At 72.6% G+C, this 13,167-nt stretch carries 9 protein-coding genes; 2 read left to right on the top strand and 7 right to left on the bottom strand.

Annotated elements, in window-relative coordinates; translation table 11 throughout:
• Positions 1-405: 405 nt before the first annotated feature.
• The 5 genes from FNX44_RS15510 to FNX44_RS15490 form a co-directional block, all read right to left on the bottom strand.
• The gene (locus FNX44_RS15510; protein WP_143648838.1) at positions 406-1,134 is read right to left on the bottom strand and encodes a helical backbone metal receptor; all 729 of its coding nucleotides are present in this window, start codon (positions 1,132-1,134) and stop codon (positions 406-408) included.
• The gene (locus FNX44_RS15505) at positions 1,131-2,186 is read right to left on the bottom strand and encodes an ABC transporter ATP-binding protein (protein ID WP_143648837.1); all 1,056 of its coding nucleotides are present in this window, start codon (positions 2,184-2,186) and stop codon (positions 1,131-1,133) included. Before FNX44_RS15505 ends, FNX44_RS15510 begins: the two co-directional genes overlap by 4 nt.
• Complete coding sequence (locus FNX44_RS15500) at positions 2,183-3,745, bottom strand: ABC transporter permease (RefSeq protein ID WP_143648836.1); 1,563 nt, start codon at positions 3,743-3,745, stop codon at positions 2,183-2,185. The genes FNX44_RS15505 and FNX44_RS15500 overlap by 4 nt, the downstream gene beginning before the upstream one ends.
• Before the next feature lie 5 nt (positions 3,746-3,750).
• On the bottom strand, positions 3,751-4,818 hold the full coding sequence (locus FNX44_RS15495; protein ID WP_143648835.1) for an iron ABC transporter substrate-binding protein: 1,068 nt from the start codon (positions 4,816-4,818) through the stop codon (positions 3,751-3,753).
• Positions 4,819-5,064: 246 nt separating this feature from the next.
• Positions 5,065-6,828, bottom strand: a complete 1,764-nt coding sequence (locus FNX44_RS15490; RefSeq protein WP_323369372.1) for a BCCT family transporter — start codon at positions 6,826-6,828, stop codon at positions 5,065-5,067.
• Between the two features lie 192 nt (positions 6,829-7,020).
• Between FNX44_RS15490 and FNX44_RS15485 the strand changes: the two genes are divergently transcribed.
• Positions 7,021-7,938 carry a 5'-3' exonuclease gene (locus tag FNX44_RS15485; RefSeq protein WP_143648841.1) on the top strand — a complete coding sequence of 306 codons (918 nt, stop codon included), beginning with the start codon at positions 7,021-7,023 and terminating at the stop codon, positions 7,936-7,938.
• A 73-nt stretch (positions 7,939-8,011) separates the two neighbouring features.
• A complete protein-coding gene (locus FNX44_RS15480; RefSeq protein WP_407699190.1) occupies positions 8,012-8,929 on the top strand; it encodes a siderophore-interacting protein in 918 nt (305 codons plus the stop codon).
• Here FNX44_RS15480 and FNX44_RS15475 read toward each other — a convergent pair.
• Together FNX44_RS15475 and FNX44_RS15470 are read right to left on the bottom strand one after the other, a co-directional pair.
• Positions 8,871-10,055, bottom strand: a complete 1,185-nt coding sequence (locus FNX44_RS15475; protein WP_323369371.1) for a phosphatidylinositol-specific phospholipase C1-like protein — start codon at positions 10,053-10,055, stop codon at positions 8,871-8,873. The two genes, FNX44_RS15480 and FNX44_RS15475, sit on opposite strands and share 59 nt — an antisense overlap.
• Positions 10,056-10,239: 184 nt before the next feature.
• Entirely contained in the window at positions 10,240-13,038 is a 2,799-nt protein-coding gene (locus tag FNX44_RS15470) for a DEAD/DEAH box helicase (RefSeq protein ID WP_143648833.1), read from the bottom strand.
• Positions 13,039-13,167: the final 129 nt, after the last annotated feature.

The following is a 13,167-nucleotide window of genomic DNA, read 5'->3' as shown; positions in this document are numbered from 1 at the left end:
GCCCCACACCCACCCGGCCGAGGCGGTCCTGGCCGGTGACGCGGCGGCGGCCAGGGCGGTGGAGACCGAGCACCGCGCGGGCGCCGCCGCACTGCCGCGCCGCTCCTCGACGTGGGCCGCGCACAGCCGACGCCCCCGCCGCCGATGACCATGCCAAAGGTCTGGAGCTGCACCATTGACCGGCGCGCCGCCCGGCTCCTGCGGGGGGAGCGTACGCGACCGCTCGCCGCGGACGACGGATCCTTGACCGGATCGGAGTGATTCTTCGGCGGGCCGGGGACCGGACCTCCGAATCGGGAGCGGGACGCGTGGGAACTGGCGCTGATCAAGGCGGTCGAACTGGCCGACCCTGACCACTTCGCGTTGGGGTGCGGTGGCACCCGGAGGCCGATCAGGACCCCCGGGTCATGCGAGCGCTTGTCGAATCCGCTCGGCCAGCACGTGTGGCGCCCGAACAAGCGACGGCCCGTACCAGGTGAGGTGCCGGCCGCTCACCAGCGCGGCGGGCAGCCCCGGGAACGCCTCGGGACCGTCCTCGGCGGTGAAGCGGTACGGCTCGTCGGGCAGCACGACCAGGTCGGCGCCGCACCCGGCGAGTTCGGCGAGCGGTACGCGCGGGTAGCGCTCGGCGTGGTCGGCGTACCGCTGGCGCACGCCGAGGCGGGCCAGCAGGTCCCCGGCGAAGGTGTCCCGCCCGAGCACCATCCACGGGCGTCGCCAGATCGGCACGACGGCGCTCACGTCGAACTCCGGCCGCAGCCCGCCCCACGCCTCCTCGGCCCGAGCCAGCCAGTCAGGCCGGCGCAGCCCGAGGGCCGTCACCAGCAGCCGGTCCAGCTCGGTGAACGCCTGGTCGAGTCCGCGGATCTCGGTGACCAGCACGGGGAGTCCGGCCGCGCGCAGGGCGGCCAGGTCGGGTGCCCGGTTCTCCTCCTCGTTCGCGACCACCAGATCGGGGCCGAGGCCGACGATCCGGTCGACGTCCGGGTTCTTGGTGCCGCCGATCCGCACGACGTCGAGCCCGGCCGGGTGCTCGCACCAGTCGGTGGCGCCGACCAGCAGGCCGGGGGCGCTGACCGCCACCGCCTCGGTCAGCGAGGGCACCAGCGAGACGACGCGGGGTGCCGCGCTCATGCCAGGGCGTCCTCGGCGCGGTCGGCTTCCCGCAGCAGCCCCTCACCGACGACCTCGACACCGGCCAGCTCGCCCGGCCGCACGACCACCGGTCCCGGGTGACGGACCTCGACCGGCCCCGGCGCGCCCTCCAGGTCGAGGGAGACGACCGAGTCGTGGCCGTAGAAGCAGATGTCCCGCACGACGCCGCTGACGGCCGCCGCCTCGGGGTCGACCAGCCGCAGCTGTTCGGGCCTCAGCAGCACGCTGCCGGGCCCCTTGCCGCCGCCTGCCACCGGGACCGTGCCGACGCAGGTGCGCGCCCGTCCTTCGGCGACGGTGGCGGGCAGCACCACCGCGTCGCCGACAAACGCCGCGACCCAGGAGTCGACCGGTGAGCGGTAGACCTCCTCCGGCGTGCCCGACTGGGCGACCCGGCCGTTCCGTACGACGGCCACCAGATCGGCGGTGGACAGCGCCTCCTGCTGGTCGTGCGTCACCAGGACGGCGGTGGCGCCGGTGGCGTGCAGTGCGTCGCGCACGTCCGCGCGCACGCCGGCGCGCAGCGCGCTGTCGAGCGCGTTGAACGGCTCGTCGAGCAGGACCAGCGCGGGACGCGGGGCGAGCGCCCTGGCGAGCGCCACGCGCTGCTGCTGTCCGCCGGACAGTTCGTGCGGCATGCGCTCACCGTGCCCGGCCAGCCCGACGAGTTCCAGCATCTCGGCGGTGCGCGCGGCACGTTCGGCGCGGGAGAGCCCGGTGAGTCCGAAGGCGACGTTCCGCGCCACGCTCAGATGCGGGAACAGCGCGCCCTCCTGGGCGACGATGCCCACCCCTCGCCGCTCCGGCGCCACGTGGACGCCGGGGCCGACGACCGTGCGCCCGCCCAGCTCCACCCGCCCGGCGTCCGCGTGCAGGAAGCCGGCGATGATCCGCAGCATGGTCGTCTTGCCGCAGCCGGACGGGCCGAGCACGGCGACCAGCCGGCCCGAGGGCACGTCCAGGTCGAGTCCGTCGAGCACGGGGGTGCCGTCGTAGGACTTGCGGAGCTCGCTGATGTGCAGGTCTGTCATGAGCGATGCCTTCCGAGCAGGTAGGCGGGCACGGCCGCGACGAGGATGAGGGCGGCCGCGTAGGGCGCGGCGGCGGCGTACGCGGAGACGGTGGTCTCCGCCCAGAGTCTGGTGGCCAGGGTGTCCATGCCGGTAGGCCGCAGCAGCAGGGTGGCCGGCAGTTCCTTCATGATCACCACGAAGGTCAGCGCGGCACCGGCGGCGACGCCGGGCGCGGCCAGCGGGACGGTGACCTCCCGGAGTACCTGGAGGGGGCGCCGGCCCAGCGAGCGGGCCGCGTCCTCCAGCACCGGCGGCGCCTGGAGCACGGCGGACCTGGTGGCGGAGACCGCAAGCGGCAGGAAGAGCACCACGTACGCCACGACCAGCAGCGGCAGTTGCTGGTACAGCGGGTAGGCGTAGCGGACGGAGAAGAAGACCAGCGCCAGGGCCACGGTGATGCCGGGCAGCGCGTGGCCGGCGTAGGCGGCCTGCTCGAGCAGTCGGGCGGTCCGGCCCCGGTAGCGGGCGGCGATCACCCCGACTGGCAGGGCGAGCAGCACGGTGGCGAGCGCGCCGAGCCCGGCGACGGTCACGGTGTTCTGGACGGCGTCCCAGAGCCTGCCGGGCTCCCAGGTGGCGGAGTTGCCGACGGCGATCCAGTAGCCGAGCGTGGCCAGTGGGAACGCGACGGCGGCCGCGGCCACCGCCGTGCACCAGGCGAGCGCCGGCGCCGTCCAGCGGCCCAGTCCCAGCCGCAGCGGGGGGCGGGCGGTGCCGGAGCCGGTGCGGGCGTGGCCGGCCCGCCCCCGGCTGCGGTTCTCGCCGACGACGAGCAGCACGGTGAGCACGACGAGCAGGCAGGAGAGCACGGCCGCCGGGGTGCGGTCGAAGCTGGCGCGGTAGCTGGTGTGGATGGCCCGGGTGAACGTCTCGTAGCGCATGATCGAGACGGCGCCGAAGTCCGAGAGCACGTACAGCGCGACGAGCAGCCCGCCGCCGGCGGCGGCCGGCCGCAGCTGCGGCAGGGTGATCCTCGCGAACACCCGCCAGGCGCCGAGCCCCAGCGAGCGGGCGGCCTCCTCCTGGGCGGGGTCGACGCGGCGCAGCGCGGCGGCCGTGGGCAGGTACACGTAGGGGAAGCAGGCCAGGGTGAGGGCGAGGGTGGCGCCGGTGAAACCGGCCAGCCCGGGCAGTGCGGAGACCCAGGCGAACGCGGCGACATAGCTGGGCACGGCGAGCGGCAGGGTGGCCAGTACCGTCCACAGCCGGGGGGCGGGCAGCGCGGTGCGCACGGTGAGCCAGGCGAGGCTGACGCCCAGCAGCAGGCAGAGGGTGACCACCGTGGCGGTCAGCCCGAGGCTGCGGGCGAGCAGTTCGACGGTGCGTTCGGCGGCCAGTACGTCCCAGGCGTAGCCGGGGCCGTTCTCCAGCGCCCGCACCGCCAGGTAGCCGAGCGGCAGCAGGGCCAGCGCGGCGGCGAGCGTCGCGGGCACGGCGAGCACGGCGGGCGGGCGGCGGCGGGCGCGCCGCCGCCCGGCCGGTGCGCTGGCACCGGCCGGGCGGAGGGTGGCGGTCATCTGACTCAGACCATCCCGACGTCCTTGAGAAGCTCAAGCGTCTTCTCAAGCGAGTCCAGTTCGCTCAGGTCGATGTCCGGGCCGCCGAGGGTGTTCAGGGCGGGCAGGCCCTCGACCGGGCTGGTGACACCGGCGACCAGCGGGTACTCGCTGGTCTCCTTCGCGAAGTAGGTCTGGGCGTCCTTGCCGAGCAGGAAGTCGACCGCCTTGCGGCCGGCCTCGCTCTGGCCGCCCTTGAGGACGCCGACGCCGGCGACGTTGACCAGCGCGCCGGGGTCGCTGCCGGGCAGGAAGTGCAGCTTGGAGTTCAGCTTGTCCTCGCCGACCTCCTTGCGCTTCTCGAACCAGTAGTAGTGGTTGATCAGGCCCAGCGAGGCCTCGCCGGCGTCCACACCGTCGCGCACGGCGCCGTTCTTCTCGTAGACCTTCGGCGAGTTGGCCTTGAAGGCGGTGAGCCAGTCGCGGGTCTTCTTCTCGCCCTCGGAGACGCGCATGGCGGTCACGAACGCGTGGAAGGAGGCGTTGGTGGGTGCGTAGCCGACCTTGCCCTTCCACTTGGCGTCGGTCAGCTCGTGGACGGACTTCGGCAGGTCCTTCTCGGCCACCTTGTCGGTGTTGTAGATGACCACGCGGGAGCGGCCGGAGACGCCGACCCAGTCGTCCTTGCCGCCGCGGTACTTGGCGTCGACCTTGTCGAGGGACTTCTGCGGCAGCTTGTCGAGGACGCCCTCCTTGGAGAGCGCGCCGAGCGCGCCGCCGTCCTGGGCGAAGAACAGCCCGGCCTTGGTGCGGTCGCCCTCCTCCAGGATCTGCGCGGCGAGCTCGGCGGTGTCGCCATAGCGCACCTCGACCTTGAGCCCGGTCTCCTTCTCCAGGTCCTTCAGCAGCGGCGCGACCAGCGCCTCGTCACGGCCGGAGTAGACGACAAGGCTGTTGTTCTTCTCGCCCTTGCCGTCCTTGCCGCCGTCACCGTTGTCACTGCCGCAGGCGGCGGCCGCGGGGAGCACGACGGCTGCGGCCGCGACGGCGGCGAGGGTACGCAGTCGGGCTCGTCTGGCCGGTTCGCTCTTCATGCAAGGACCTTTCCTCGTGTCGCCGTCCCGGGCGGAACGACAGCTCGCATCCTCTGGCGTTCACCAGCGGCAGGTAATGAATAAGGTAAACCTTGCCTAAGGGTCAAGGTGCGGCGGGGTCCCCGAGACGGTTGTCACCGAGCCGTGATCCGGTGTTCGGACGTCAGGGAGCCCCCGGCGCGTCGTACGCCAGGGGCTCCCGGGGGTGCCGTCAGCCGGCCCGTGAAGGGCCCGATTCGGGCTGGATCAGCGCTTCTTGGTGAGGTCGCCGCCTGTTCCGCGGCGGCCGTCGTCCGGGCCCTCGCCGTTGTCGCTACCGCCGTTCTGGGACAGGCTGCCGTTCTCCAGGCCCTCCTCGATCGCGGCGACCGCGTGACCGATCAGTCTCTCCTGCTGCTCCTTGCGCTTGGCCGCCAGATACGCCTGGCGTTCGGCGTGGAAGGACTTGATCGTGGCGGCGCACATGCCGATCATCACGATGCTGAACGGGAGCGCGATGAGGATCGCGGTCGTCTGGAGGGTGTCCAGCGCAGCCGTGCCGGTGCCGCTGGCCACCAGCAGCGCGATGGCGACGGCGCCCTCGGCCGCGGCCCAGAAGATGCGACTCCAGCGCGGCGGGTCCGGGTCGCCGCCGGAGCCGAGCATGTCGACGACGTAGCTGCCGGAGTCGGAGGAGGTGACGAAGAACAGCACGATCAGCAGCATCGCGACACCGGCGACGAGGGCGCCGCCCGGCAGGGTGTCGAGCAGTTGGAACAGCGCGCTGTCGCGGCTGACCGTGTTGTTGTCGGTGCCCAGTCCGCCGGCTCCGAAGATCTCGCGATGCAGCGCGGAGCCGCCGAAGACGGAGAACCAGAAGAAGGTCAGCAGCGTGGGTACCAGGAGTACACCGCAGACGAACTCGCGGACCGTGCGGCCCCGGGAGATCCGGGCGATGAAGATGCCGACGAACGGCGCCCAGGAGATCCACCAGCCCCAGTAGAAGACCGTCCAGCCGCTGAGCCATTCGGCGCCGGCGTCGCCGGCGCTGGCGCCGGTGTCGAAGCTCAGCTGGAGGATGTTCTGGAGGTAGCCGCCGATGTCCTGGACGAAGCCGTTCAGGATGAACAGGGTCGGCCCGGCGATCAGCACGAAGAGCATCAGCCCGAGGGCGAGCGTCATGTTGATGTTCGACAGCCACTTGATGCCGCGCGCGACGCCCGTGACCACCGACACGATGGCCAGCAGGGTGATGCCGATGATGAGCGCGACGAGCAGGCCCTTGCCCGGGTCGTTCACCCAGCCCTTGAAGTCCAGGCCGGCGGAGATCTGGAGAACGCCGAGACCGAGCGAGGTGGCGACACCGAAGACGGTGCCGACGATGGCGATCACGTCGATGGCGTGGCCCCAGGCGCCCTTGATCCGGTCGCCGAAGATCGGCTCCAGCGCCCAGCGGATGGAGACCGGGCGGCCCTTGCGGTGCACGGCGTAGGCGACGGCCAGGCCGACCACGACGTAGATCGCCCACGGGTGGATGCCCCAGTGCAGGAACGTCTGCACCATCGCGGACTCGCTGCGGGTCGCCTCGGACTCACCGGTGCCCGGGCGCGGCGAGGCGTAGTGCATCAGCGGCTCGGCGACGCCCCAGAAGACCAGGCCGATGCCCATACCGGCGGCGAACAGCATCGCCAGCCAGGAGCCGAGACCGAACTCGGGCTTGGTGTCGTCGTGCCGACCCAGCCGGATGTCGCCGTAACGGCCGACGCCGACCCAGATCGCGAAGATCACGAAGAGCGAGACGATCACCGTGTAGTACCAACCGAGGCCGCCCACGACCTCGGACTGGATGGTGTCCACGTGGCCCTTCGCCTGGTCCCGGAAGATCGTCGCGTAGAGCACAAAGGCGATGATGATCGCGGCGGCCGGGTAGAAAACACCTGGGGAGACGGTGGACAGGCGTCCCCTCGCGGGGCTCTTGGGTCTGACGTCCGGGCCGTCGCCCGGCCCCCTCACCTTCTCTTCCGCGGCCACGTGGTTGGTCCTTCGCTCTCGGGTACGGGTGGTGCGTGTGGCGCCGGACCGGAGTCCGACTGGCCGCACCTGCCCAGAACTCATGATCCCATGCATCACGAAAATGTCTCTTTGGTGACGCTTGCCGCAGCCGCCGCGCCGCGGCTGTCAGCGCGGTGCGGCATCATCACCGGTGTGACGACACGACGCCTGATGCTGTTGGACACCGCCTCCCTCTACTTCCGCGCCTACTTCGGCGTGCCGGACTCGGTGCGGGCTCCGGACGGCACCCCGGTGAACGCCGTGCGCGGACTGCTGGACTTCATCGCCCGACTGGTCCATGACCACCATCCGGACGACCTGGTCGCCTGCATGGACTTCGACTGGCGACCGGCCTGGCGGGTGGAGCTCATCCCCTCCTACAAGGCGCACCGGGTCGCCGAGGAGGCGGCGGAGGGCCCGGACGCCGAGGTGGTGCCCGACACGCTCAGCCCGCAGGTGCCGGTGATCGACGCCGTGCTCGACGCGGTGGGCATCGCCCGGGTGGGCGCGACCGGCTACGAGGCGGACGACGTGATCGGCACCCTCGCCACCCGCGCGCCGGGCCCGGTGGACATCGTCACCGGCGACCGCGACCTGTTCCAGCTGGTCGACGACAAGCGCGGGGTGCGGGTGCTCTACCCGGTCAAGGGCGTCGGACAGCTCGCCGTCTACGACGAGGCCGCGGTGCGGGAGAAGTACGGCGTCGGCGGGTCCGGCTACGCGGACCTCGCGCTGCTGCGGGGCGACCCGAGCGACGGGCTGCCCGGCGTGCCCGGGGTGGGCGAGAAGACAGCCGCGAAGCTGCTGGCGGCCCACGGCGACCTGCCGGGCGTACTGGCGGCCGTCGACGATCCGCGCTCGGGGCTCACCCCCACCCAGCGCCGCCGCCTGGACGAGGCGCGGCCCTACCTCGCCGTGGCACCGAAGGTCGTGCGGGTGGCCGACGACGTCCCGCTGGCCGGGTTCGACGCGACGCTGCCCTCGACCCCGAGGGACCCGGAGGCGGTCGCCGAGCTGGCCCGGCGGTGGGGCCTGGGCGGCGCGCTGGAGCGACTGCTCACCACACTGGGCGGCCGCCCCGGCGCCTGAATCTCCGCACCGGAGCCACTGAGGGAGTGTTAGCTTAGGCTTACCTCACTCCCCACCGTCTGGAGTAGCAGCCGTGCCGGAACGCGCACCCCGCAAGCAACCCACCGCGCGCCTGATGACCGTCCTGCGCAAGCAGCGGCTCACCCCGCACATGATCAGGGTGGTGTTCGGCGGCGAGGAACTGACCGGGTTCCCCGTCGGCGAGTACACCGACTCCTACGTGAAGCTCCTCTTCCCGCGCCCCGGCGTGCACTACCCGGAGCCCTTCGACATGGCGCGCGTCCGGCAGGAACTGCCGCGCGACCAGTGGCCCGTCACCCGCACCTACACCGTGCGGCGCTTCGACCCGCAGTCACGCGAGCTGACCGTCGACTTCGTCGTCCACGGCGAGTCCGGGCCCGGCGCCGGACTCGCCGGCCCCTGGGCGCTGGCCGCCCGGCCCGGCGACGGGATCCGGCTACTCGGCCCCGGCGGCGGCTACCGTCCCGACCCGCGTGCCGACTGGCATCTGCTCGTCGGAGACGAGAGCGCCCTGCCCGCGATCGCCGCCGCGCTGGAACGGCTACCCGACGACGTGCCGTCGCTGGTGCTGCTGGAGGTCGCCGGGCCCGCCGAGGAGCAGCCACTGGCCGCACCGCCCGGCACCACGCTGCGCTGGCTGCACCGCACCGGAACGGGCAGCGCGCTCCCCCGCCTGGTGGCCGACCTCGACTTCCCGCCCGGCGTTCCGCACGCCTTCGTGCACGGCGAGGCCGGCTGGGTCAAGGAGGTGCGGCGCCATCTGCGGCTGGAGCGCGGCGTCCCACGGGACCGGCTCTCCGTCTCCGGCTACTGGCGGCTCGGGCACAACGAGGACGGCTGGCAGGCGGCGAAGCCCGAGTGGAACGCCCGCGTCGAGGCCGAGCAGGAGAACGAGTCGGGGGCTTCGGGTACTACCGGCCCCGTGCCGGTTCCAGCGGGCCGTGGGGGCAGCGCCGCCCCGGTGCGGTGACCGGGTTGCACCGCACCGCCCGGCCGTCGCCCGGCAGCGCCGCCGTGTAGTCGGAGCCGTGGCGGGCGGCCATGCCCGGCACGGGGAAGTCCGTGGAGACCAGCTGCGCGCCGGACGCCAGCGCCGCCCGCAGCATCCGGGTGTCGCCGTCGGCGGCCTGCGCCACGGGGATGTCCGACCGGGTCCGTACGTAGTAGCCCCGGCGGACCAGGTCGGCGATCACGGCCCGGTTCGCGCCCGTCGGATCGTTCTGCTTCACGAACGCGGCGTCGGGTCGGCCGGGGCGGGAGTCGGTGAACAGCACCCTGCCCTGCAGGCTCTCCCGGCCGCCCGCGCGGTAGGCGTCCTGGAGCCGCTGGTCGTCGTTGTCCATCAGGAACATCACCTGTCCCCGGGTGTCGGCGACCTTCGGCCAGCCGTACCGCAGCACCGAGCGTTCCAGCGTCAGCCCCGGCCTGCGCAGGTCGTCCGGGGTGACCATGCGGCCCTCGGGGAAGACCGCGCGGATCTCGGCGTCGAGCGCGTCCAGCATCGCGGTGTCCCACGGCGGGCTCTTCGCGCCGCCCGCGTCCTCCAACCGCGGGTCGGTGCGCTTGAGTTCGAGCAGCACGGGCACGGTCACGTGCCCGCGGTTCCTGTCCGACCAGCGTCTGAGCTGCCGTAGGCAGGAGCGGAAGGTCACGCAGTTCGTCCGGTAGTCGAAGTCCGCCCAGTGCAGCACCTTGAAGCCCGGTTCCCGCCAGGCCGGGTCCGCGAGCGGCGGCAGACCGGCCAGGGCGCGGATCAGGGGTCGGGCGTAGAGACCGCCGCGCGGATCGGGGAAGACGTCCAACTCCAGACCGCGTACGCGTTGTTCGGCGAGCTGCACGGGCAGTGAGGCATGGCTGTAGAGCAGGTTGCGGAAGTTCGGGTCGTGCTGCTCCATCAGCTTCTGCTCGGCGAAGGAGACCTCGCGGTGGTAGCTGTTGTGGGTGGCGATCACCTGGAGCTGGTTCATCCGCAGCCCACCGGCCGGATCGGGACGGCCGGCCGCGCCGGCCGCCGAGCACAGCGTCGCGACGACGGCGGCCACCGCCACCACACACCCCAGGCGACGGAACCGGCCGAACAGCGGGACAGCGCGCACGACGTCCTCCCCGAGGCGGGCGGTCCCACACCGCACCGCCACCACCGACCAACGTGCCGCCGAACCGCCGACCGGTCAACACCGCGCGGGGATACGGGAGTCGAAGGCCGAGTGACGCACCTCCGGAACGCCCGGGGCCGCCGACGGACAACCGTCGGCGGCCCCGGGCGTCGGCCCGGCGGGCTCAGCCCACAGAGGAGTAGGCGACCACGCCGCGCAGCATGGCGTCCGCCGCGCGGCGGGCGCTCCGGCCGATGCCGCCGTCCCCGGGCGCGGCCGCCGCGATCTGGCCCAGCACGTCCACGACCTGCTTGCACCAGCGCACGAAGTCGCCCGCCGGCATGTCGGCTTCCCGCAGCACGGCGTCCAGCCCGGCGCCCTCGGCCCACCGGTACGCCGCCCAGGCGAAGCCCACGTCCGGCTCGCGCAGCCCGACACCCTCGCTCTGGTGGATGCGGTGGTGCTCCTCCAGATCGTCCAACTTGCCCCAGATGCGCACCATTTCACCCAGCGCGTGCTTGGCGCGGCCGCCGGGCAGCTTCGGCGCCAACGCGTCGTCCGCCGACCGCGACTCGTACACCAGCGCCGACACGCACGCGGCCAGCTCGGCCGGTTCCAGCCCCTCCCAGACGCCGTCCCGCAGGCACTCGGCGGCCAGCAGGTCCAGCTCGCCGTAGAGCCTGGCCAGCCGCCTGCCGTCCTCGGTGACCTCGTCGCCCCGCAGGTACTCCAGATCGGACAGCAGCGCGTAGACCCGGTCGAAGGTCCGGGCGATGGTGTTCGTACGGCCCTCGATCCGCCGCTCCAGCTGGCGGGTGTCGCGCCTGAGCCGCCAGTAGCGCTCGGCCCAACGGGCGTGGTCCTCCCGCTCGTCGCAGCCGTGGCAGGGATGCGCGCGCAGCTCGGCACGCAGCCGGCTCAGCTCGCTGTCGTCGGCGGCCGCCGACCGCTGCCTGCGGTGCCGACCGGGCTCGTGGTGCCCGGCCCGGGTACGCAGCGCGGAGGCGAGGTCGCGGCGCGACTGCGGGCTGCGCGCGTTGAAGTTCTTCGGGATGCGCATCCGGTCCAGCGGCTCCACCGGAACCGGGAAGTCCACCCCGGCCAGCCGCTTGACCTGGCGCTGCGCGGTGAGCACCAGCGGGCGCGGCCCGTCGTGGTGGTCGAGATCCCGACGGCCGTGGCTGCGACCCGCCGGAAGCCCCGGATCGAGCACCAGGGCCAGACCGGCGAACCGGCCGGTGGGCACGTGGATGACGTCCCCAGGGCGCAGCTTCTCCAGCGCCGCGGCGGCCTGCGCCCTGCGCTGCGCGACGCCCTGCCGGGCGAGCTGGTTCTCCCGGTCCTTGAGCTCGCGGCGCAGCCGGGCGTACTCCTCGAAGTCGCCCAGGTGGCACGTCATACCGGCCCGGTAGCCCTCCAGGCCCTCCTCGTTCTTCTGCACCTGGCGCGAGATGCCGACCACCGCGCGGTCCGCCTGGAACTGCGCGAACGACGTCTCCAGCAGCTCCCGGGTGCGGTGCCGGCCGAACTGGTCGACCAGGTTGACCGCCATGTTGTACGACGGCTTGAACGACGAGCGCAGCGGGTACGTGCGCGTACCGGCGAGGCCGGCCACCGCGCCCGGGTCCATGCCGCGCTGCCACAGCACGACGGCGTGCCCCTCGACGTCGATGCCGCGCCGCCCGGCGCGGCCGGTGAGCTGCGTGTACTCACCCGGCGTGATGTCGGCGTGCTGCTCGCCGTTCCACTTGACCAGCTTCTCCAGCACCACCGAACGGGCGGGCATGTTGATGCCCAGCGCCAGCGTCTCGGTGGCGAAGACCGCCTTGACCAGGCCCTTGACGAACAGCTCCTCGACGACCTCCTTGAACGTCGGCAGCATGCCCGCGTGGTGCGCCGCGATGCCGCGCTCCAGGCCCTCCAGCCACTCGAAGTAGCCGAGGACGTGCAGGTCCTCGTCCGGGATCGCGGCCGTACGCGCCTCGACGATCTCCCGGACCCGCAATCGGTCGTCGGCGTCGTTCAGCCGCAGCCCCGCGTACAGGCACTGCTGCACCGCCGCCTGGCAGCCGGCCCGGCTGAAGATGAAGGTGATCGCGGGCAGCAGCCCCTCGGCGTCGAGCCGCTCGATCACCTCGGCCCGGCTCGGCGTCCAGATCCGGCTGCGCTGCCGCCGCTCACGCTCCCGGTCCGCCTCCCGCTTGGGACGCCGCCGGTCGCCGTTGCCACCGGGGCGGCTGTTCTCCATCCGCGCCATGCGCAGCAGATCCGGGTTGACCGCCCGCCGGTTGTCCTTCTCCTCGAACAGGTCGTACATCCGCCTCCCGGCCAGCACGTGCTGGAACAGCGGCACCGGACGGTGCTCGGAGACGATCACCCTGGTGTCGCCGCGTACGGTGTCCAGCCAGTCGCCGAACTCCTCCGCGTTGGACACCGTCGCCGAGAGGGAGACCAGCGTCACCGACTCCGGCAGGTGGATGATCACTTCCTCCCACACCGCGCCCCGGAAGCGGTCGGAGAGGTAGTGCACCTCGTCCATCACCACGTAGCCGAGGCCGGCGAGGGTCTGCGACCCGGCGTAGAGCATGTTGCGCAGCACCTCGGTGGTCATCACGATCACCGGGGCGTCGCCGTTCACGCTGTTGTCGCCGGTCAGCAGACCGACCCGGTCCGCGCCGTAGCGCGCGACGAGGTCGTTGTACTTCTGGTTGGACAGCGCCTTGATGGGCGTGGTGTAGAAGCACTTGCGGCCCGTGGTGAGCGCCAGGTGCACCGCGAACTCGCCCACGATCGTCTTGCCGGAACCGGTCGGCGCCGCCACCAGGACGCCCCGACCGTCCTCCAACGCCCGGCAGGCCTCGAGCTGGAACGGGTCGAGTGCGAAGTCGTACATTTCGCGGAAGGGCGCCAACGCGGTGGCCTGCTCCGTGGCGCGCTTCCGGGCCGCCGCGTACCGCTCGGCGGGAGACATGTCGTCGGTCATCGTGCCTACGAGCCTACCGGCCACCCCCGACAACACCACCGTCTTTAACCACCCGCCGGGGCGGCCGGATCAGGTGATGTCGTCGAAGCCGTTGCGGCGGGTGGTTAAAGACGGTGGTGTTGTCGGGGG

Source organism: Streptomyces alkaliterrae (assembly GCF_007097205.2).
Lineage (GTDB): Bacteria > Actinomycetota > Actinomycetes > Streptomycetales > Streptomycetaceae > Streptomyces > Streptomyces alkaliterrae.
Note: the sequence above shows the minus strand (reverse complement) of the source record. Positions and strands in the feature narration are given on the sequence as shown.

Bases quoted from the DNA above. Each gene is read 5' to 3' on its own strand.
- FNX44_RS15505 (WP_143648837.1), bottom strand. From the start codon at position 2,186: ATGACAGACCTGCACATCAGCGAGCTCCGCAAGTCCTACGACGGCACC.
- FNX44_RS15485 (WP_143648841.1), top strand. From the start codon at position 7,021: ATGCTGTTGGACACCGCCTCCCTCTACTTCCGCGCCTACTTCGGCGTG.
- FNX44_RS15470 (WP_143648833.1), bottom strand. From the start codon at position 13,038: ATGACCGACGACATGTCTCCCGCCGAGCGGTACGCGGCGGCCCGGAAG.
- FNX44_RS15495 (WP_143648835.1), bottom strand. From the start codon at position 4,818: ATGAAGAGCGAACCGGCCAGACGAGCCCGACTGCGTACCCTCGCCGCC.
- FNX44_RS15500 (WP_143648836.1), bottom strand. From the start codon at position 3,745: ATGACCGCCACCCTCCGCCCGGCCGGTGCCAGCGCACCGGCCGGGCGG.
- FNX44_RS15510 (WP_143648838.1), bottom strand. From the start codon at position 1,134: ATGAGCGCGGCACCCCGCGTCGTCTCGCTGGTGCCCTCGCTGACCGAG.